This is a genomic window from Pedobacter roseus, from assembly GCF_014395225.1.
Classification (GTDB): domain Bacteria; phylum Bacteroidota; class Bacteroidia; order Sphingobacteriales; family Sphingobacteriaceae; genus Pedobacter; species Pedobacter roseus.
Genome location: NZ_CP060723.1, coordinates 1,599,027 through 1,620,616 on the forward strand (window position 1 = coordinate 1,599,027; position 21,590 = coordinate 1,620,616).

Annotated in this window: 15 protein-coding genes and 1 tRNA gene; 3 read left to right on the forward strand and 13 right to left on the reverse strand. The window is 37.6% G+C overall.

Annotated elements, in window-relative coordinates:
- Positions 1-51: 51 nt before the first annotated feature.
- Complete coding sequence (locus tag H9L23_RS06980) at positions 52-684, reverse strand: Crp/Fnr family transcriptional regulator (RefSeq protein WP_187594284.1); 633 nt, start codon at positions 682-684, stop codon at positions 52-54.
- Positions 685-1,115: 431 nt separating this feature from the next.
- On the opposite strand from H9L23_RS06980, the gene H9L23_RS06985 reads away from it, so the two are divergent.
- Together H9L23_RS06985 and H9L23_RS06990 are read left to right on the forward strand one after the other, a co-directional pair.
- Positions 1,116-1,188, forward strand: a tRNA-Lys gene (locus H9L23_RS06985).
- 334 nt (positions 1,189-1,522) lie between these two features.
- Positions 1,523-3,904, forward strand: a complete 2,382-nt coding sequence (locus H9L23_RS06990) for an ABC transporter permease (protein ID WP_187594285.1) — start codon at positions 1,523-1,525, stop codon at positions 3,902-3,904.
- 150 nt (positions 3,905-4,054) lie between these two features.
- On the opposite strand, the gene H9L23_RS06995 is transcribed toward H9L23_RS06990, so the two are convergent.
- Both H9L23_RS06995 and H9L23_RS07000 read right to left on the reverse strand, forming a co-directional pair.
- A complete protein-coding gene (locus tag H9L23_RS06995) occupies positions 4,055-5,011 on the reverse strand; it encodes a nitrilase family protein (protein ID WP_187594286.1) in 957 nt (318 codons plus the stop codon).
- A 74-nt stretch (positions 5,012-5,085) separates the two neighbouring features.
- Positions 5,086-5,892, reverse strand: coding sequence for a helix-turn-helix domain-containing protein (locus H9L23_RS07000; RefSeq protein ID WP_187594287.1), 807 nt, complete (start codon positions 5,890-5,892; stop codon positions 5,086-5,088).
- 183 nt (positions 5,893-6,075) lie between these two features.
- Here H9L23_RS07000 and H9L23_RS07005 point away from each other — a divergent pair, with 183 nt between their 5' ends.
- Positions 6,076-6,570 carry a DUF416 family protein gene (locus tag H9L23_RS07005; RefSeq protein ID WP_187594288.1) on the forward strand — a complete coding sequence of 165 codons (495 nt, stop codon included), beginning with the start codon at positions 6,076-6,078 and terminating at the stop codon, positions 6,568-6,570.
- 11 nt (positions 6,571-6,581) lie between these two features.
- Here the strand turns inward: H9L23_RS07005 and H9L23_RS07010 are convergent, their stop codons facing one another.
- From H9L23_RS07010 to H9L23_RS07055, 10 genes are all read right to left on the reverse strand, one after another.
- Positions 6,582-6,947 (reverse strand): helix-turn-helix domain-containing protein, encoded by a 366-nt coding sequence (locus H9L23_RS07010; RefSeq protein WP_187594289.1) that lies wholly within the window; start codon positions 6,945-6,947, stop codon positions 6,582-6,584.
- Between the two features lie 5 nt (positions 6,948-6,952).
- Positions 6,953-8,884 carry an LTA synthase family protein gene (locus tag H9L23_RS07015; RefSeq protein WP_187594290.1) on the reverse strand — a complete coding sequence of 644 codons (1,932 nt, stop codon included), beginning with the start codon at positions 8,882-8,884 and terminating at the stop codon, positions 6,953-6,955.
- 633 nt (positions 8,885-9,517) lie between these two features.
- Entirely contained in the window at positions 9,518-10,762 is a 1,245-nt protein-coding gene (locus H9L23_RS07020; protein WP_187594291.1) for a hypothetical protein, read from the reverse strand.
- A complete protein-coding gene (locus tag H9L23_RS07025) occupies positions 10,759-14,331 on the reverse strand; it encodes a PAAR-like protein (RefSeq protein ID WP_187594292.1) in 3,573 nt (1,190 codons plus the stop codon). Before H9L23_RS07025 ends, H9L23_RS07020 begins: the two co-directional genes overlap by 4 nt.
- A gap of 11 nt (positions 14,332-14,342) precedes the next feature.
- Positions 14,343-15,152: a hypothetical protein gene (locus tag H9L23_RS07030; protein WP_187594293.1), complete on the reverse strand. Its 810-nt coding sequence runs from the start codon at positions 15,150-15,152 to the stop codon at positions 14,343-14,345.
- A gap of 24 nt (positions 15,153-15,176) precedes the next feature.
- Positions 15,177-15,377: a hypothetical protein gene (locus H9L23_RS07035; protein WP_187594294.1), complete on the reverse strand. Its 201-nt coding sequence runs from the start codon at positions 15,375-15,377 to the stop codon at positions 15,177-15,179.
- A 1-nt stretch (position 15,378) separates the two neighbouring features.
- Entirely contained in the window at positions 15,379-17,193 is a 1,815-nt protein-coding gene (locus H9L23_RS07040; protein ID WP_187594295.1) for a type VI secretion system Vgr family protein, read from the reverse strand.
- Positions 17,194-17,746: 553 nt separating this feature from the next.
- Positions 17,747-18,274 (reverse strand): hypothetical protein, encoded by a 528-nt coding sequence (locus H9L23_RS07045; protein WP_187594296.1) that lies wholly within the window; start codon positions 18,272-18,274, stop codon positions 17,747-17,749.
- A gap of 473 nt (positions 18,275-18,747) precedes the next feature.
- Positions 18,748-19,431, reverse strand: a complete 684-nt coding sequence (locus H9L23_RS07050; RefSeq protein WP_187594297.1) for an SMI1/KNR4 family protein — start codon at positions 19,429-19,431, stop codon at positions 18,748-18,750.
- Between the two features lie 10 nt (positions 19,432-19,441).
- On the reverse strand, positions 19,442-21,556 hold the full coding sequence (locus H9L23_RS07055) for a hypothetical protein (RefSeq protein ID WP_187594298.1): 2,115 nt from the start codon (positions 21,554-21,556) through the stop codon (positions 19,442-19,444).
- Between the last annotated feature and the right edge of the window lie 34 nt (positions 21,557-21,590).

Here is a 21,590-nt window from a genome sequence, read left to right on the forward strand (position 1 = left end):
CAAAATAAAATCTCTGCTGAGCAAACGTTATATACATCAATATTAAAAATATTATTTTTCGGTTTCAATTATGGCTTGTTTCCTGATTCTGCTCAGTGTTTCAAGTCGCATGCCTATAAATGAAGCCACATACTTTAATGGTACACGGTTAATCAGGTGAGGATAAGAAATCAAGAACCTTTGATAGCGTTTTAATGCGGTAGGAAGCCTGCAGATGTACGCCCTTTCAGTTGCGCCCTGAAAATAAATTTCGGTCATCTTCCTACCTACGTAGTTTGCTATAGGGAAATTTTCGTAAAGCAGTTTAGACATTACGTGCGGAATGGCAATTGCAAATACCGGATCGATGGTTTCGATGTACTCGTCTGAGATTTCATTCTCCCATAAATTTCTGATTGTTCCTGCCAGTTCATTTTCTGCAGCAATCCAGGTGGTAATTTTTTTATTTCCCATTTTTAGGTAGCCATGTACGGCCCCTTCTAAAATGAGGAAAATATAACGGTTGTGTTTTAATGGCGAAGCAATGTGTTTGTTTTTAGCAAAACGGACAGGAAATGTGTAACGGTTAATAATGTCTTCAATTTCAGGACTGAGCGGGTGGTAAGACTTAAAGACCGTAATAAGTGGCGAAAAACCACCAAATGCAGCCCATTTATCTTCACCATAAATATTTTCAATATTCATTAGGGAAAAGCGAATGTATATGTAAAAGTGAAAATAATAATGAAAATAAAAAAGTCAACAATTATCCTTACAACCAAGAGGAATGTTAATTTATTTTTCTGGTATAAGGCTTATAAAAATTATGGCAGCGTATAGGGCTGATGATTTCGCTTTTTAGCTGTTTCTTCAGTGGAAAGTGGGATAAGAGCAGATAGAAAAGTGATTTTTGGGACAATTAAAAACATATTCCTTTTAAGGGTTTATTAATTTATGATCAAAGTAGCTAAAAAAATGATAATAACGATTTTTTTTGTTCACGTTTAACGTAATGATTCCTAAATATTTAACTTCATTTTATTTAGTTAACGTTAATTTTCTATTAAATATTTTGGATTTATCCTTTGCACGAATGAATTTAATTTCTATCTTTGCAGCCCCGCAAGGGGATAAATGATTCCGTAGCTCAGCTGGTAGAGCATTACACTTTTAATGTAGTGGTCCTGGGTTCGAATCCCAGCGGGATCACAGAAAGCCTCACAGAAATGTGGGGCTTTTTTGTTTCAAGTGTTCCGTCATAAAATAATAAAATACTTCTTTTCGGTGATCATCTGTTTGAAAAAATGGAACTATAAAATTTTAAAAGCTCAAATGTTGTAAAAAAAAATTATTGTTTAAGATGCGAAGGTGCAATGTTAAACTGTTCGCTGGCGTACAATAGTTGTTCGATAATGAACGATTTTATAGATAAATAAATCTAAATATATGCTTCATTAAATGTATAATGCATTTTCTTCTCTTGGCACGTACTTGGTTGTGGTTGGCTTAGTTATATTTGTTTAACTGATAAATCTGCAATATCATGTTCAGGCTCAATTTAAAAATAGCTTTGCGAAACCTTTGGAGAAATAAGACTTCATCGGTGATTAATATTATTGGTCTGGCAATAGGCTTGGCTTCCTGCCTTTTACTGCTATTGTACGTGAACTATGAATGGAATTTTGACAGAGGATTCAAAGATGTCGACAAGGTTTATCAGGTGATGATCAATTTCCAGGATGCATCAGGAAAAATTACTAGCACTGGTCGCGCACCAGGCAATGGCATCGACGGTGAGATCAGAAAACGAATCCCGGAAGTTGATGCGGTATCAAGAATCGGCGGAGGCCGCGAGGCGCTCCTTGCCAATGGAAGAACAAGCTTCAAACGGGTTGAAATATTTGCGGATCCTGAAATACTAAAAATCTACAATTACGAATTTATAGCAGGTAATCCTGCTACTGCGCTTAATCTTCCCAATTCTATCGTAATAACAGAACAGACCGCAAAGTTGTTATATGGGGGGATCAATGTGCTCAACAAAAGCATCAAATACAGAAATCAAAGTGACTTGACCATCACTGGTGTAATCAAAGACTTTCCTGGCAATACTTCCATTAAGTTCGATTGCGTCCTGCCCTGGTCTTTTTACCAGCAGATCAATGAAAATGCCAAAAACTGGGATTGGGGCAGCTTCAGCTGGTTAGTGATGGTAAAGGTGAATGACCCATCAAAAGTCGATTTAATCAACAACAAGATCAAAAGCATATTTAATGAGAGAAGTTCAGATACTAAGGCGGAGAATTTCATATTTCCATTCGCCAAAACACATCTCTACAACAATTTTGTTAACGGAAAAAGCGCTGGTGGTGACATTGAAAGAATTTACCTGTTTGTATGTCTGGCTTTTGGCATTCTGTTAATCGCTTGCATCAATTTTATGAATATGGCGACTGCGAAATCCGAGCGCAGGGCCAAGGAAGTTGGCATCAAGAAAACTATTGGTGCTACAAGGACTTCATTAATCATGCAATTTTTTACCGAAGCTATGGTACTGACAATGGGAAGTGTTTTGCTGGCTATAACTGTTGTCGAACTTACTTTGCCCGTGTTCAACAATTTGCTGGGTACAGAAATCACAATAAACTATATCAATATTTGGTATTGGTTGGTTATTTTTGGAGTGGTATTGGCAACCGGATTATTATCAGGATTATATCCTGCCTTGTTCCTGTCTGCTTTTAAACCAATTCAAAATTTAAAAAGAAGGACCGCTAGGGCAAACGCAATCCCTGTTAATTTAAGACAGGTATTGGTTGTGGGGCAGTTTTGCTTTGCCATTATGCTAGTTATCGCTACGCTTGTGATCTACAAACAGATTAGCTTCATTCAGAACAGGCCGATTGGTTATCAGGCAAATTTACTCGCAGAAATGCCGCAGGAGGGAGAGCTCTCCCACAAATTTGAGGTATTTAAATCGGAGGTCTTGAAAACAGGTGCTGTCACCGCTGTAAACCAGGCTGCGGGCAGCTTTTCCAGTGTGAGTAACTGGTTCGCGGGTTTCGAATGGCCCAATAGGGCTCCAGGAGGACAGGATATTGTTTTTAACCGTTTGGAAACAACTTACGATTTTGTGAAGACAAGCGGAGTGGAGTTAGTTGCGGGACGTGATTTTTCTAAAGACTTTGCTTCTGATACAGCAGGAGTTTTGCTGAGTAGCTCAGCTGTAAAAGTGATGAATCTTCAAAGTCCACTGGGCACTAAAGTAAAATTGAATGGCAAAGATTTGAAGGTAATTGGGGTGTTTAAAGATTTTATTTGGGATTCGCCTTATCAGGCTGGAAAACCAATGGTCATCAATTTCAACAGGTTCAATAGCAATAATATCAACATGCGTCTGAATCCATCCAACAGTCTGAGCCGGAACGTGGCACTGATCTCAGCAGTGGCAAAGAGGCTAAATCCAGCTTATCCGGTCGACATTAAGTTTGTAGACAATCTGTACGCTCAAAAACTGCATTCTGAGAAAATTTTAGGTATACTGGCCAACCTCTTTGGGAGCATAGCGATATTTATTTCATGTATGGGGCTTTATGGCCTGGTGGCTTACAGTGCGGAACAGCGCACGAAGGAATTTGGTGTGCGCCGTGTATTGGGCGCCTCAGTGAGCAATATCATAAAGCTGCTCTCGGTTTCTTTTCTGAAAATGGTATTTGTCGCGGCATTTGTTGGTGCGCCTTTAGCTTATTATCTAATGAGTAAATGGCTTGCTGGTTTTGAATTTAGAATAAGCATATCATTTTCGATTATAATCATCTCGATAGTGGGAACAGCAATGGTTGCATTTTTAACTGTTGGTTTTCAAGCCTATAAAGCAGCAAGAGCCAATCCGGTTGAGGCTTTAAATATGAGTAAGCCTGGATAAAGTTATCCATATAATGGATATAAGCTCCATTTAAGCTTATATGGTTTAAATTATTGAACGTCAACATACGATAGTATTCATCCACAAGCTCAACATGGCGGATCCAAATCGGATTTAACTTGATGATCCATTCGTATTTTATTTTACCGATCAGCGATCTTTCTTTTTAAGCCAGGCAACCTGTTGATTGCTTTCATGCGGTTTACCAAGTATCTTTTTGTAAAGATCAGGTTTTCTGGCTTGGATATACCGGTATCCTCCGGAAGCTGTAAGTTTATCGGCACTTAATTCAGCTATTGCAAATTCATTACCTAAAGACCTGCATTCGGTCATTATATCTCCAAAAGGGTCCACAATCATCGAACATCCGTTTTTGAGCTGATCATCATCCATACCAACCGGATTGGAGAAAACCGCATATATTCCATTATCATAAGCCCGTGCAGGAAGCCATTTCATCAGCCATTGGCGGCCCTTAAGTCCATCGAATTCGGTGCGTAAAAGTTCAGCATTTGCTTCTTTATGCTCCCATAGTCTGGCATCCACAAAGCCTGCTCCGGGGCGGGTAGAGGGGGTACACATGGTAACATGGGGCATAAAAATAATCTGAGCGCCTAAAAGCGTGGTTGCCCGTACATTTTCTATGATGTTGTTGTCATAGCAAATCAAAATGCCGCACTTCCAGCCATATAAATCGAATACCGTAAAAGCTTCACCAGGTAAAAGATGTGGGTTTATAAAAGGGTGTAGTTTTCGGTGTTTGGCAATCAGGCCATTTCCGTCAACACAAACATAGGCTTTAAAGAGGTTGTCGTTTTCATCTTTTTCGAATAATCCGGCAAGGATAGCAATGTTAAATTCTTTGGCAATTTCGATCAGCGTGGTTATGCTCTTACTTTCAGGTATAAATTCTGCCAGTTCTAGCATCTGCGGTTTATTAAGGTGCCTGGCAAAAGTATAACCCGTTATCGCACATTCGTGGAAGGCAATTGCCTGTGCGCCCTTCTTTGCTGCTTCCATACTTAATTGTTTAATTATCGAAAGGTTATATGCCTTGTCGCCACTCTTGTTTTCGAACTGAACGGTAGCTATTTTAAAATTTTTCATTGTTGGTTTTTTAACTGATCAAAACTAATCAGTGCCATCAGGAAAAATTTGTATAAAACCGACAATCTGTTTGCTTATACCTGCATCAGGTTTATGGCCAGTACATGCTGGGCCTGTTTATAGTGGATGGGGGTAAAACCGGTCATTTTTTTAAAGCTGCGGTTAAGGTGGGCATGATCGTAATAACCCGAAATATAAATCAAATCAGCTATTTTATCCTTATTGGGCTGTTTTTGAAGTAATTTAAGAAAGTGCTGCAGTTTAATGGTATCTGTAAATTTTTTAGGCGAGGTACCTATATGTTCACGGAATTTACGTTCCAGCTGTCGTTCGGTGATGGGGAGTGTTTGGAGTAAATCATCAATGCTAATCAGTCCATGGTATTCATATATACTGCGCATAGCCAGCTTAAAATCCGTAGTGAGGTATCTTGATGCAATTAGCCGCTTGATTAAAAGCCGTTCAATAATGGCAATGGCTTCAGTTGTTGATAAGGCCGCCACAATTTGTTCTTCAGCATCACGCGCTGCCTGTCCAAAAAAAATACTTAAAGGCACAGTATCATCATTTAATTCGTAAGCTGCGATGCCTAAATGGGTAAATAAGGCATAAGGTTGTAAAACCACGACAATCATTTTTAAATCGGCATGGCTAACGATGGTATTATAATGGCTCAGTTGACCATAAACAAAACTCTGCACTTGGGGAGCAGCTGTCGAATTCTCCTCATTCCATTTCAAAAAAGGATCTTTTAAATGAAAAACAATACCTGGATTTCCATCAGAAAACATCCGGTAAGATTGTTGTTTACCGATTTTTTGGTCTATAATTAAATAATGTTTAACCAAATCCTGTAATAAATGATGCGGAGGTAACTGCATAGGTAAACAAATGTAAGAGAATCAAAGTATAGGCAAAACGTTTAATTGCAATAAAATTGTGTCTGTAGAAATAACGTATATCTTTGCGGCCTGGCACGTTGATGTATTTGAATATTAAGAAGTATTTTTCTTAATGTTCTTAACTACTTGATGGTCATGATTTGATACAAAATAATATAATTAATGGATGCTGCCCAGTTTTACGATCTTTTGAGCAAACAATTAACGGTTTTACCTAAAAACAGGTTAATTGGCTTTGGTTTAAATATCTGTGAAAGACTTTTAATTGATTACGTCGATTTTCATAGGGAATTTAACTGGGGAAATTCTGAAGTATTAAAAGAATGCATCCATTATATTAAAGATTCAATGGGAAATAAAGCTGACGCAGAAAAAGTTAATCAACTTTTAAGCAGCCTGGAAGAAGTTTTACCTGATACCGAAGAATTTACCGATCCATTGGGTACTTACGCCCTGAATGCCGGTTGTGCTGTGTTCGAACTATTAGAATACCTGATCGATCCAGAAATAGACCATTTATTAAATATCAGTAGTGTAATTACCGATACCATTGATTTTAAATTAAGTGAGCTTGAAACGGATTTAAGTGAAGAAGAATTGTTAAAACACCCCGAGATACGCAAAGAGTGGGACAATCAACTGGAATTAAGCAAATAAAAGCTTAATGTTTACAGTTTTCGCAGGTTTTCTAAAGTGGCAATCACCTTTTTCTGGCTTTTAATGGTTTCATCACAAAGCTCGAGCAACCTGTTTTTTTCTTTAATCAATGCCTTAAACTCATTCAGTTCCTGCTGGTTTTGCATTAGGGTATCCATTTCAAATTTGGCCAGGTCTTCATCTTTGCGGTAAAATTCGAAAAAATTAAGCTTAAGTTTTAGCGAAATCCGCTTTAATATTTCAGTATCAATTGAGGTCGATTTAAGTAAAGTGCCTACCCGGTGTTTACTAATGCTGGCTGCCTCGGCAAGTTCTTCTCTGCTGATGGATTTCGCCTTCATCTCTTTCCATATCAGCAATCCAATATTAATGCTCATGCCGTTTATTTGTTTTTAGGTACGGAACCGTATAATCCCTTTTGATACAGGTACGAGGCCATTTGATAATTCGATATCGCTTCGTTAATCAGTTTCTGATCGGCTGGCAGGCTTGTGGCACTTCCGGTAGTAAAATCGGGTTGATAAGTAGCCACTTTTTTATTCGGATCGAGGATTACCAGTTTATTGTTTTTAATGTAACCCAGGCTTTGGTAGGTACTGATAAATGCCCGCTCATCGCCCTCTTTCATTTTAAATGCATCCTGACCGAAAAATTTACTGTCGTAACTAAAATTCAGATAACCCAAAATAGTAGGGCCAATGTCGATCTGGGCCGTCAGTTTTTCAAATTTACCCGGTGTAATGTGCCCCGGACTATAGAAAATCATTGGAATGTGGTATTTATCAACCGGTAATTCTACCTTACCCGCACTGGAGGCACAATGGTCGGCTACAATAACAAAAAGGGTGTTCGAAAACCAGGGTTTTTGTTTTGCCTCCCTAATAAATTTCCCGATTGCATAATCGGTATATTTTACGGCACCTTCTCTACCCGTGTGCGATGGAATATCAATCCTGCCTTCAGGGTAAGTGTAAGGGCGGTGGTTCGAAACCGTCATAATCTGTGCAAAAAACGGCTTGTTGTTTTTATAGTCTTTATCCAGCTCGCGTAACGATAGGGTAAACAGGTCTTCATCGGCCACACCCCATATATTGGAGTAATGTATTTCCGAATCCTGTAGCGCGCTTCTGTCCGTTACCTCATAACCATTGTTAGAGAAAAACTCGTTCATGTTATCGAAATAGCCATAACCGCCATAAATAAAGCGGCTGTTATAACCTTTATTGCGGAATATGCTGCCCAAAGTAAACAGGTTTTTATTATCGGGGCGTTTAACAATCGATTGGCCAGGCGTAGGAGGGATGCAAAGCGAAAGGGCTTCCAAACCGCGTACCGTGCGCGTACCCGAGGCATATAAATTGTTAAAGAGCAAACCTTCTTTGGCCAGCGAATCGAGCTGGGGAGTAATGTGCTGTGTATTGCCAAAAGTGCCTAAAAACTCGGCGCTTAAACTTTCTACACTAATCAGTACCACATTCATTTTATTTTCGGTACCGGCATTGGTAATCGTTCTCGAAGTATTTTTAAAGGTCCGGCTGCTATCCTGCTGAAGTAAATGGCCCAATATAGATTCGGCACTTTTAATGGGTAGCGTTTTGTAAAAAGTATTGTAATCGAGCTGGTTATTCCAAAAAGCAAAACCGAAATCGTACATGCCATTACCCGAAAGCTCGTTTACATACTGGTTTTTGCTCAAATACTTTAGTTTATGGCTAACGCAGAAATAGGTAAAAACCGGTAAGAGTAATAGCATCACTGCAATTTTTGTCCTTTTACCAAAGCTGCTTTTTATATGGGTTGATTGTGTAATGTAACGCCTTAACAGGTAAACAACTGCGGCCGTTACCAGCACTAAAGCTACCATTATGCTGTTAATAGGGTACGATTGGCGGATGTTCCCGATTACTTCGGTAGTGTACACCAAATAATCGACCGCTATAAAGTTATAACGTACCGAAAATTCTTCCCAAAAAAACCATTCCGATATGGCATTAAAAATCAGGCTGAAAACAACAAAAAAGAAATAAATAAACAACAATACCCGGCTAAATTTACGCCCATACCATTTAGAGGGCAGCAGCCATAAATAAATTACAATGGGTATTACCGCAAATGATGCTGCAGCCAGATCGTAAAACAAGCCGATAACAAAAATTTTAAGCAGGTTAAGCACCGACCAATCAACAGATGATGCACTATAGATAAGTAAGCTTAGCCGGGTAAGTAACGAGATGCCGCATAACAGCAGGGCAACTAAAAAAACGGGGCCGAATCTGTTATTCAGTAATTTATTGGTTTGTTGTTTAAAGCTCATTTTAAGGTTGAATTCAAAGTATTTGACTTAGCTGCCCCGCTTTGTATATTAACCAGCGAAGGTAAGTTTCAATTCTGAAGGAATTCTGAAGGTTTGGTTAGCGTATAAAGATATTAATAAATTGTTAAGTTAATATTTAATTAATATTAGCCTTAAGCTTATCGTTTGGCGGTTTTATTGCTATGGCGGTTAAGCTATTGCAAGGTTTTATGGGGTGGCTTCAATTTTAGTGAGCAGTTTAATTTGAAAATGAACATTACTGCCACTGTGGGTACTGTAGCCCCGTTATACACTGCAATCTTTTTATTGCAAATTTTACGCAACAGGCCACAGGTATAGTAATAAAATACTATTGGCAATAAAAAGGATTTCCGTTGCTACCGGGTTTAGGGCAGATGGGGCTTTTTGCATTTGGCAAATGCAAAAAGCCCCTCCCGATAAATTAATACGGGTAGGCGAAGACCTTTGATTGTCAAATGAAAAAAAAGCTATCCTGAGTCTACCGAATGATTATTTTTTTTTCACCCTAACATAATGACATTTTTCTTTGTGGCTCCTAAATTAAATGGTCTAATGTATGATGATATTTTCTAGACAATTATATCTTTTGTCTTAATGTATTTCAAGTTTTCATTATTCAGGATCTGCACCTATCGGTGGTGCCTCTTCATGCAATTTTGCTATAATCTCTTTCATTTTAGGCAGGCCGAAATAGTTGTGCTGCTCAATTATTTTAATTACCTCGGGATGCGAAACCGAAAGATTATATAAGGATGAGCCAGGTATATTCCAAACATCAGATGATGCCGGAGATTTATATTTTTCTATAGCAGGGTTTTCGATATTGGCAATATTAGCTACAATTTCTGCTTTTTCTATAGCAGTGAATTTTTTGGAGGGGTCTTCATCGAAAATTTTATCGAGATCTTCAGAGTAAATAGATAACATATAATAACCTAGTGCATAAATAAATCGATTGTCCGTAGCGCTGGTGTTTTCTTCTACGTACTTTAATAAATTCTTTTTTATACGTAAAATATTGTTGCAATCTTTAGTAAAAAAGAATTGTCCAACAAATTCTGTAGAGTTAATGTGTTCTTTAATGATAGAAGATAATACCATCTTGTTTATTTTCGGATCCTTATCGTAACCAAAATTTAGAGCGAGTATCTTCAAAAATATTTTATCATTATTTAATAACCAGGCAAGGCTAGCTTTATCATTGTTAAAGATATATTTGTTGCGATGAATAAAGGTTTGAAGATTTTTTTCTCCTTTTTCTTTAATTGATTCTATATCCTTCCAAGGATATATTTTGATTTTTTCACCATCAGTATCAGTTTTTACTAATACCATAGTACTCTCAAAAGCTGAAATCTCTGGTGATTCCTCTTTGTAACTAAAAATTTCAGGTAATGCATATAGTTCTGTCAGTAGTTTTTCTTTTTTTGCGATATAAAATAAAAATGGATTTAATTCGATCGAAAAATCATTTCTGCTAAACTGTTTTTTTTTATTGCATCTATCTTCAGCATTTAAAATGAGAAAAGGATATTTTGAAGTTGTATCGATATTTCTTCCAAAAACGTAGTTCACTTTGTCAATGAATTCTTTTTGATTTAAAAATTTAAAACCACTGGCTTTCAATCGTTCTTTCAAAATTGGTAGGGTAGCCAAGAGATCCTGTTCTGAGTATTTATAATTAGGATAGTCAGTTTCAAATTTTTCAGCGGAAGCTCCAGCTTCAATTTGTTTTTTCAAAATTTCCATTGTTAATTTACTGGTATCTTTATTAAGGGTAGATTTATTTCCGCTTTTACAAGAGAAGATTATAATTATTAATAAATATATCGCTGTTTTTTTTGTGTTACTTTTCATTTTTCAGTTCGGGTTGTGAATTCTGTTCCTATATCAGTTGTATTATGCATAATTTTTAAATTATATTCATTTTTTTCGGGTATGTAATCTGGTGGAATAACAAACCAATCAATAACTGCTTTTGGATATTTCGAAATACTAACTTCTCTAGCCCCCTTGGTTCCTCCCTGATTTCCACCTACACAGTAATAATATTTTTCATCTTCACTAATCCCAATGACAAAAGTTATGTGGCCATCACCTCCAATAGCAAGATTAAGACCATTTGGCTTTGCCAAACCATTAGCACCCCAATCGATAACTGCCGCTGATCCATAAATAGGTTTAGATTTTTTCCAAAATTGCCACATCGCAGCCCTACAAGATAAAGGAGGAGGTGTGTAAGAAGCTTTATAAAAACACCAACTTGCAAATGCCCCACACCAATTTGTTTCTTCATTTGATCCCTTTCCATTAGTTGATGCGTTAAAGTATTCTGTTATTCTTTTATTATTAATGCTCCCTTTAAGTGCTTTCTGACCAATTTCATTTATCGCATACACCATCCAAGGGGCTCTATTTTTATTGGGTTTCATATTTGTTACCTTGCCCCATGTACAAAGATTAGTCTTAAATGTCTTTGAAGTAAAATCATCAAATGCATTTTGTTTTAGAGTGTGACTAGTCCCAACCTCGTGACCTACCCCCATAGATATCTTAATGTTCTTAGTTTTACCATTACTCATCCCTATCAACCCCTTCCATTTAAAAAAGGCCATTGAGGTTAATACAGCGATTTTAATATCCTTCGAAACGATGTCAGAATTTTTAAGAATATCAGTTTTTTCATATTTTAAAGTATAGGCATTTGCTTTGGTATAATTTTCCCTTCCGGTAAGCTGGATCAAACCTTTGCCCCTGAAATTCCAGCCATCGCCTTCCTGGGTATTTCCGACCCTATTATTTACACTTCGGTTTTTATCGGCATAGGCTAAATTGGCTATCGCCTTTTGATCCGCCGCATGGTCTTTGGTCCGCCCGTATTTATAAGCATCTTCATGATGTTTGGTGAAATAAGAAAACGGGGGACTGTCGCGCTCGCCTGTTTTTTTATTCAGGTTGCCATTGATGAGTGTATCAGCACTATAATTCATGCTTTCACCACTTTTTAAATGTAATTTAGTGCTTGATTCGACCCTGATCTGGGCAAAGAAATGTGCTTTTACCCAGCAAGTATTCATGCCAAGTTCTGCCATATATTTATTGTAGGTATTGGCAACTGTTGTGAGTATTTCATTATCTGCATCTCCAAATATCTGTTTCAATTCTGCAGGGGTAATATCTTTATTGCACCTTGGGCAGCTGCCGCTATTGTGTCCTTCCTGTCTCCCAATCCCCACCAGCACCTTACCACCATTTGCGGGTACGTCATTTTTAAAAGCCACCAAGGTGTTGCTGATGCCAAAAAACTCCATTTCTTCGATCACGGCATAAAAACGGTGCAGTTTTTCGCTATAACTTTTTTCCCAGCTTTTGGCCAGGGTAAAATCAAATTCAACTATGCCGTCAGGGTTTAAAGGATATTCTTTATGATGTACCAACGTGTCTTTTCTCAGGTTATCCATGCCTAAGCGACTTTCTTTACGGTATATTTTTACGGAGATGTTCTTTGCACTGAGGTTCCGGGTGCGGATACGGCATTTCATCTTACTGCCGTACAAGGCCTGTATAACTGCTTTACCTTCGGTTAAAAATTCAATGCTTACAATTTCTTCATCCGTAACCAGTTTTAGTTTTTGAAGGGGCTGGGGGATATTCCCGTTTAAAATTTCATATTTTTTATCGGCAGAATGAACCTTGAAATAAAACTCTGTTCCTTCTTTTAACAGTTTTGAATATTGGGCGGCATGTGGTACAAAAGCATATTTTCCGGTATCCAGTATCTGGTTTTGGGGCACCTTGAAACCATTAATGATATGTATGGCTCTGGCATTGCCATCACGATCGATATAGCCGTATTCCAGGTTAACGCTAATGCCCTCTGCCGCTTTAAATTTGAGGTAAGCGTGGTTTTTTTCTCCCCAGCCTGTTTTTGTCTTTTTGCATCCTTCGGGGTATTCCCATTGTGCAAGTATAAGCTCGGGCTGGGCCACGGTTATTTTAACCACCACCTTTGCACTTGGCTGTACCAGATAGGCCTGTACCGTGTATTCGCCGGGTTCTTCGAATTGATGGCTTACTGTTTCACCTGTTTTGGTTTTAAATGCTTCAACAGGCTTGCCTTCATTGTCTTTACAAATCCACTTTACAGCAGCACCTTCTTCGGGAAGGGCAGGCAAAATCTTAAAGCGGTCTTTTACGCTAAATGTGACCGATTCTTTTATCCTTGTGCTTTCAACAGAAGCGATGACCGATGTAAGCCCGTTCTTGATGGCCTGAATTTGCTCTGATTGTTTTGGAACACCGTTAAAACAGGCTGATACTATGTATGAACATTCATCATTACAGATTACCTGTGTAATGTTCCCGGTAGGGGTTAACAGGGTAGGTAAGCCCGGACCACCTGTTTTGGTTACTTCCCAGGTAATGGTGCTGATATCGCCAGGTACAGGCAGGGCTGGAAAAAGGCTCTTAAGCCTGAATTCTATAGGTACCTGTATCCTCACTTTAGTTTTTCCATCAACTGTGCTAACCGTTTCGATCCCGTTTTCTTTAACCGTATAAGTTTTAGTTACTTTTTTATCGCTATTGGTTTTGCCATAAGCCTCGATGAGGTATGTTCCGGCTTTTTTGAAAGTGATAGTGATGGTTTCGCCGGCATCGCTCCGCAATTGCATGGGCTCGCCATTTACGTCGTAAATAACCCAGTTTACACCCTGTTTTTCTGCATCGCTGGGCTGTCCGTTAAACGCTGCCTTGAAGGTAACAGGGCTATTGAGCGGTTGCAGTTTACCATAGCTTAGTGGGGCAATTGATTTTACGGTTGCACCGTCTTCGTCCTCATTTTTTGCCACAGCAGTGGTATAAATTAACTCCTCTGTAATCAAAGGACCATCAGCTGCCCAGTTGCCTGCATTGGCATTTTCGAGTTCAGGCGAAGTAATATTAACCTGTTGACCATGCTGTACAATTTTTATATTTCCGCCTTTGGCCGTGCATATTGCCGTACTTTTGTCGGTTAACACATAAGCGCCATTTGGAAGTTCTACTTTTTCATAATAATCTTTCCATTGTAGTTTGGCCGTGCATGGTACGGGTTTGCTTGGATCTGGTACTTTGCATTGGCCAAAGTTCAGGTTGAGCAATTTATTTTCTAAAGTGGTTGCAATCAGTTTGGTTTCACCGTTATCGTTGATCACGTATTTATTATGGCTAAGTACTTTCAATGGCTTGGGCGAAGAATCGACCGCTTTATCGCAAGTATATTTTGCACCATGGCATGCCAAAATCTCGGTAATTTCTGTGTTTGGTATGGAGCTGGCCGAGTCTTGTGTGGCAGGCTGCCCTGATACCTTTGGGATATCGGAAACTTCAATATCAATGATATGATCTTTATCATTAATTGGTTCAGGATCTGTGCTCCAATTCATTTTGGTTATATTTAATTGGTTGTTAAAGTAATGGTTAGCGTTTTTCTGTATCTGTTTGTTGTTAAGGTATAAAAGCTTTCGATCGCATTACACCAACCCGTTATATGATCCAGCTGATAAAGTCCCTCAATGCGGATCTCGCTGAGATGATCATCCGTTTTGGTTTTAAGCCAATCGTCAAAGCCAGCTTGATCAGGGATTTTATCCCATTTGCCTGAAAATTTAATTGATTGTCCGGTTGCTGAATCCTGAAGTAACCATTTTTCGTTAAACTGGATAGGCGAGGGGCATAAGCCATATACAGTTCTTTTGCAATAGAAATTATTTCCGATAAAAGCAGCATCGTAGATATTTCTAAAATATTCATTCAGAAATATGTCTTGCATGATGTATGGAGTGAGGGTCTCGCCAGGCAACATTTTTACATCCAATTTTGTTAGGGCCGGTTCAACCCAATCTCCTGTAAAAGTATCGGCTAAATTTTCTCTAATATTCAACCACTTTTGCCACAGTTCGTGTTGTTTCTCAACTGCGCTTGGTACCCCGTTTAATCCGAGCTTTATGGTTAACTGATACAGGACTGCCGAAATCTGTTGTGCAAATGCATCAGCATTATTATCTGGTAAATTGTTGGGTGAAATTGGTTTACGGACAATATCTATATTTTGATTTCCAGACCAAAAAGAAGTTTTGTGTGGAAAAATTTCTACACTAAAAGTTTTAAAAAAATAATCTTCCTTATTACCCGTTTTCTCGGTTATCTCAACCTTGCAAAGCATGCTTAAGGGTTTTTCTAAAGGTTTATAGAGAATTTTACTCATTTTTTCATTTAGTTAGAAAATCTCCTATTCTACGTGAGATTTTATCACATATTCTATTTTCAGGCCATTTTCATCAGGCTCATACCGATCATATTTAACCTTATCTCCGCTCTGTAGCATCACCTCTTTTGTTGCATTAAAATTAATGTCACCGTTGATTGCAGACCATTTAGTGCTTGCTGCAGTTTCGGTTATTTTTTTGCTGATGTATTTGATCGTACCCATCTCAAAACAATTTAACTTTGCTGCCGCTTTTGTTTACAATCTCTTTGCTGCTATGCAGTTCAATATTATCTTTAGTACTATTTAAATTTATCTGTTCTGCAGTTTTTTCGATATTAGAAGCCGTTTTATTGATGTTGTCGTTGGCAACCATGCTGATGTTTTCGGCCATTACCGAATGATTTTCGCCAGCATTGCTTGCAATATTTCCTCCTGCATTACTGTAAATGTGTTCACCTGCAGCTATTGAAACGTTTTGTTCAGCACTGATAGAGATGTTCTTAGCCGTAATGTTGATGTTTTCTGGTGCGCTGATTTCTATACTCGATGAGCTGGTATCAAATCGTATAATATTATTGCTTTTATCGGTAATGGTAATGGTTTCAGCGCCAGAAGTATCATTAAATTCTATTATATGCCCGCTTCTTGTTGCAATTGATTTTAGATGATTGTTGTCATAACCTCCTGCTCCATTCAAACCGTGGAAAATACTACCCATTACAATAGGCCTGGCAATATTTCCTTCTTCAAAAGTTACAGCCACCTGATCGCCAATTTCGGGAATAAATACAAAACCCCTGTTTGTATTGACCTGCGCACTGCTGCCCGCATCTGGCGTAATTACCCTTAACCAATCTGTTACATCATTATTAAGGCATTCCCATTTAAATTTTACTTTAACCCGGCCGTGACCCTGGGGATCATTATTATCAACAACATCAGCCAGCTGCATAAGCGGGTTAGGCCTTTTATAATTTTTAACCAAAATACATTCTGTTGAGGCTAATAAACCTTCAAAAGTATGGTGATACTTACCAGCCACATCAATATGGTGATTAATGCTTGTGATGAGGAATTTACCCAGACTTTCGGTTGCAAAAGCAAGTTCCTGTTTAATACTCATGGTGATTTCGGCAATACAACCTATGCTTAGTGCGGGATTATCACCTTTGGCACTGATTTTTAAAAGCTCGGATGCATTGGCTTTCTCGTTATTTTCTGTATAGGTTTTAATTTCTTTATTGGTACGAATAGCGATCATCGCGGGTTGATGGAAAGCTTTGCTAAAAGTTCGGTTGGCTATCTGAACAGCATGCGCTAAATCAGGCAAACCATCTGTTTTGCCTGTGCTTTCACTTTGCAAAATCTCGTCTTCCTCAGCAATGTATGCGAAATTTTTATTTTTGATCGGTGAAATCTCCATGGCATACTGCAGATCCTGCACATCACGACCATAAAATAACTCTATTTCTTTTTGTTCATCAGGTTTGCCAAAATTGAGTTGTTTTCCATCATAAAAAAACCATTCCTGGTATTCGGCAGATAAACGGTTTAAAAACTGAAAGTCACTCTCCTTATATTGAATAAGATAATCAATGGGTGCTTTTCGGTTGGTATTGGTTGTAATTTTAAGATCATTTTCAGGTGTATCTTTTGTAAGCAGTGTTACTATTTCTTCAAAATTTTTAGCAAGGTAAGATCCCAGATCAGCTCCACGGTCAATTAAAATGCTAGGGCTGTAACCACTCAAAATGTATACACCATGGTAGCCATGACTTTGATCGAGGGATATTTTGGTAATGATGCCTGTAAATTCCTGCAATTTATCGGTTTCATAACCAAAAGAAGCAGTAAGTGTTTTACCAACAAAATCACGGCTATTATCAAGCGTAATTAATCCTGGCAAATCCAATTGCTGGTGTTTAAACCGAAGTTCGAAATAATGATGTCCGTTAAAATGTTGTTGCAGGTCGAACGAGTCAAAATGCTCGATGGCTTTGCCTTCGATGTTAATTTCGGTAATGAGTTTGTCTTCCATGAGGCGCGTATTTTAGAAAACCAATAAAAATGCAAGTGCAATTATTTATGTTATTAAGGCAAAACATTGACCAATTTTTGTTGGTGACATCTAATTTTAGCAATTTGGATTTGTAGGTAATGAGTTTTATTATGCGAAATATTGGTTTTTTAGCTTATTTGGCCAGTTTTGATTTAATCTCCGTGCAATAAATAAAAACAAAATACTTTGGTTTTTATTTGGAAAATGTATTGGGTGATTTACTAATTTCTACACTCTGTTTTGTAGTTGTGGAAATACTTCTACATACTCTAAAATTAGGTAGCCTATAATTTGGGTGTAATTTTGAATGAAAAATGGCTATTGCGAAGAAAAACTTATCGAAGATAAAATCCTGATTAATAAAAAATGCAAGTATTTGAATTGAAATCATAGGATATTAATCCGCAACTTGTAACCTATCTGCGTTTACAGAAATCTAAAAGGATTAAAACAAAACAGGTTGCCTGAATTGAGGCAACCTGTTTACATGACAATATACGTTTGACGAAAAAATAACCAATTATACAGTCTTTCAATTCTCCATTTCATCGAAAGAAAGATCATCCATCAAACTAATGAACTTTACATGAGGTAGGCTTTTTTTCAATAAAGCAATTTTATCATCAGGAAGAACCACGCTAACCAAATCAATTTCTTTTAAAAATTTGCATTTTTTTAATTTAGCTACAATTGATTCCATATCAGAATCAGGGCAGAATGGAATGGCTAATGTTTCCAGTTTGCACTTTGTAATGCCACTTGGAAGATCTAATACATACAGACTCTGTAATCTGAGGTGCTTTAAATTTTTGAAATCATTAATCTTCTCTGTCAGTTTATAATAATATGGATTAATTGGCATAACATTACCTGGTGGAAAAATGGTCTGCCCAGGATTAAGTAATATTAAACTTTCTAATTGTGGATGTTTTTTTAGATAATCAGAAATATTGGGATCAAAATCTGTTACTGTCACCATCAGGTTTTTATCTATCGATTGGCTCATTACGGTATAATAATTTAAGAAAAATAAAGATATGATTGAGGTAATTATTTTCATTTGCTACATTATCTATATCATTAAAAATGATTTATTTGAATAAGATGCCTCCAGATGTGCCCACCAATAAAATAGAATGTTAGTGATGCGACGAAAGATGCAATTCCAATGATATATTTGGTTTTTCTATCTAGTTTATAAAATAAAGGGGATACACATGCTCCTATCAAAGATAGAAAATAGCCTATCGTATTAAGCTTATTCAATAATTTGAGGAGTCTGACATAATTACTGTCGGCAGTATAATGTGCACTTATCGAAATTATCCGGCCATCTTTTACTGGTGTAAACATGGCATCTTTACTTGAATAAAAGATGCTATGTGAGCCAAATAGAAAATGAATTAATTGAATTGCGCAGATTGATAATGCTACGAGATAGATAATTTTTAAACCTTTCACATCAAGATAATTAAAGTATACATTCAGCAGAAAAAAATTTAAAGTTTATTGGTTACCTCTTGAATGTTTTAATCAATCGCCAAACATTTCATCATTTTCCTTTTCCATTGCTACCCACTCTAACCAATAATCAACCCCCGTTTTACCTGCACCAGTAGGGTCAATCTGAAAAAAATCAGGGATGATCTCAAAATTCTTCCTAGTTTTTAACTCTTGTATGTAATGTATAAAGCATTCTAAAAGTTTAGGGAATGATGAAAAGATAATTTCACTTAATCCTTCCATATCTCCTCCATATTCATGATCGTATATCCTAATCGGGTATTCATTGTCCTCAACTTCATACCTGCCATCAAAAACTAGGGGACCTGCATCATTACCCTCGTCACCAAATGGATACAGTTTTGCATCAATAAGTTCTTTTGCAAGGTCATAATCAAGATTATCAATAATGTGCTGAAGAGGTTCGGTTGGGGATGAAATAGGCAGGCCCATAAGTTGGCAAGAACAATCGAGAAAAAAGTATTGCTTATGCCATTCTATAAAACTTTCAGGGAATTTTACATGGAATTTTTGTTCTATTTTAGAATAATCTGCAACTGTTAGCGTTCCATTAATTGGTTTCCATTCATAATACCCGTTCTGATTAACGGTCGAATTAACCATAGGTTTGGGAGTTTTCTCATGATCATATCCTATCAGAAAATCGGAATAATTGAAATAAGCCTTAAAAAAGCGGTCGATTGTCTCATTCATGTTTGGCAATTTAATTTAATTTTTTTAAGCTATTTGTACGATGATTAGTTACATCAATATCTTCTTCATAAGTTGCTATTTTAAAAACTCCCATGTAGCGCTTTTCATCTTCATCCCAAATATAGTCTTCAAAAGCATCATAAGTAACAATTGCTCTAATTACTGTACCGCTTGAATTTTTAAATACACGTTGATCGATAATTTCAAAATAAAAATTTTGTAACTGTTCTTTGTACAACTTGCCAATTTCATCGGTAGCGCCAAAACCATTTACCCATGCATCAGGGTTGCCGGTCCTAATATCAGTAAAGATGGAAAACAATTCTGTGAATGGCCCTAGTGAATTTAACCTATTTTTTACTTTTGATAGGTTGTTTATTCTTGTTAGATGTAATCTGCTTGTCCACTTTTGATGCACCTTGGCTGGAATAGCGAATGCCATGTTACGTTGTTTGTGATGATGGTGGACAAGTTGGTTAAACCTGTAAGACTTATGTGTAGGATTATACTTGATCCACTGATCATCGGCATTAACTTTGTTAAATTGATTATTGCGAATAAAGGTTCTATTTTCTTTACTAAACATTTCGGGTCTTTTTTTAATCAGTTGGTCCCAAAAATATTTTGCATTTCTTGGATTACCATAAACGGTATGGCCATTTCTAGGTGATGCTGGCGTCATGTCAATACCCATGTTTTTTATATAGTAGGCTTCAGGAATGGGATCAGTATTGGGGAGCCCTTGTTGAAGTAGTTCTAAATCAATGATACCCAGTTCATCTTCATCATCATACCACTGTTGATCGTAGATAACATCAAAATTATTGGGTATATAGATTGGTGAATTTTCGTTGTATCTACCGTTTAGTACATCTTTAAATGCTTGATTATAACTATTGGGATTTCCAATTAAATACTCAATCGACCACCTTAGAAAACCAATATTTTCTTGTGTATTACCTCCGTTGTTATCAAGGTAAGAAATCATATTTTCAACAACGAATTCGTTAGCTGGGTTATCAACAAAATTCCTTAAATCGGTTTCAAATGGCTGTATAGCCAAGGCAAGTGTTAAAAACTCTGATTTGGTTAAAGTTGTTAGTTGTGCTGGTCCTGAAGTGGGACAATTCTCACATTGAGGTATAGGAATATCACTACATGCTGGAACACTCATTGATCCATCAGCGTTTATGATATGTGGGTCGACGTAGTTTGGATCGGGATTACAGTTCAAAGGAACATAATCGTTTGGATTTGGAGAGCCTCCGCCACCGATCCCATTGCCCGGGCTAGGGCTTTCGCCGCCGCTGCCCGTGGTAGGCGGTTTGTCCGGCCCATCAGGGAATTTATCGTCTATTATCCATACCGTCAGGTTTTTGCCGCAGGATGTTACACCACAGACATTGCAGGTCATCCAGTCGCATGGGCCGGAGGTGCAAGTACATACGCCAGTCCTATACCTAATGCATATAGATATGTTCCCACCTGGGACCAGGATAGGCTCCTCTGCAACCGACATTAGTTTTCCATGTGATCCGCCAGGTGCCTTCGAAGATTTGTTCGCTGAAGTATGTCGTGGAAAGGATAGTTTTTTAATAGGCTTTCCGTTCCACTCGCTCACGTAGACATCACCGTGGTAAGTATCCCTCGATCCATAAAGCCATAAAGAATCTGGCTGCAGAAATACCCATTCCGCATGTATCTCTTTCAGGCTGTCTCTGTACATCAATAGATAGTTCAGTGAACTCATTGGTAGCACATCTTTTTTTGTTCCAACCACTGCAAGAGCCTGGTTGAAGTCGATGGGGATTTTTACAGATGTCCCGTTTGATATCATCATCTGATGGGCTTTTTCCCAGATAGGCTGTTTGCTGTTCCTTACATCATCAAGTGTAAGTATTTTAGTATCTTGAACTCCCGAACCAGTACCCATGAGTTTTTTCGATTTTGCCAGCTGTTTTAGATTGGCATCGAAATACTGTTTAGCCTCGACAATAGAAAGCCCATTTTGAAAGTCTTTTGAATTTGGCTGTAGCAGATCTTTTTTACAGCCTTGCGCCAGGGCCAGGCACATTAGAATTAAGCAAGCTATGGCTTTGCTTTTAAAGAGAGTTAATTTTTTCATTGTTTGGTTAGTTTTGTTATACCTAGGCAAAACT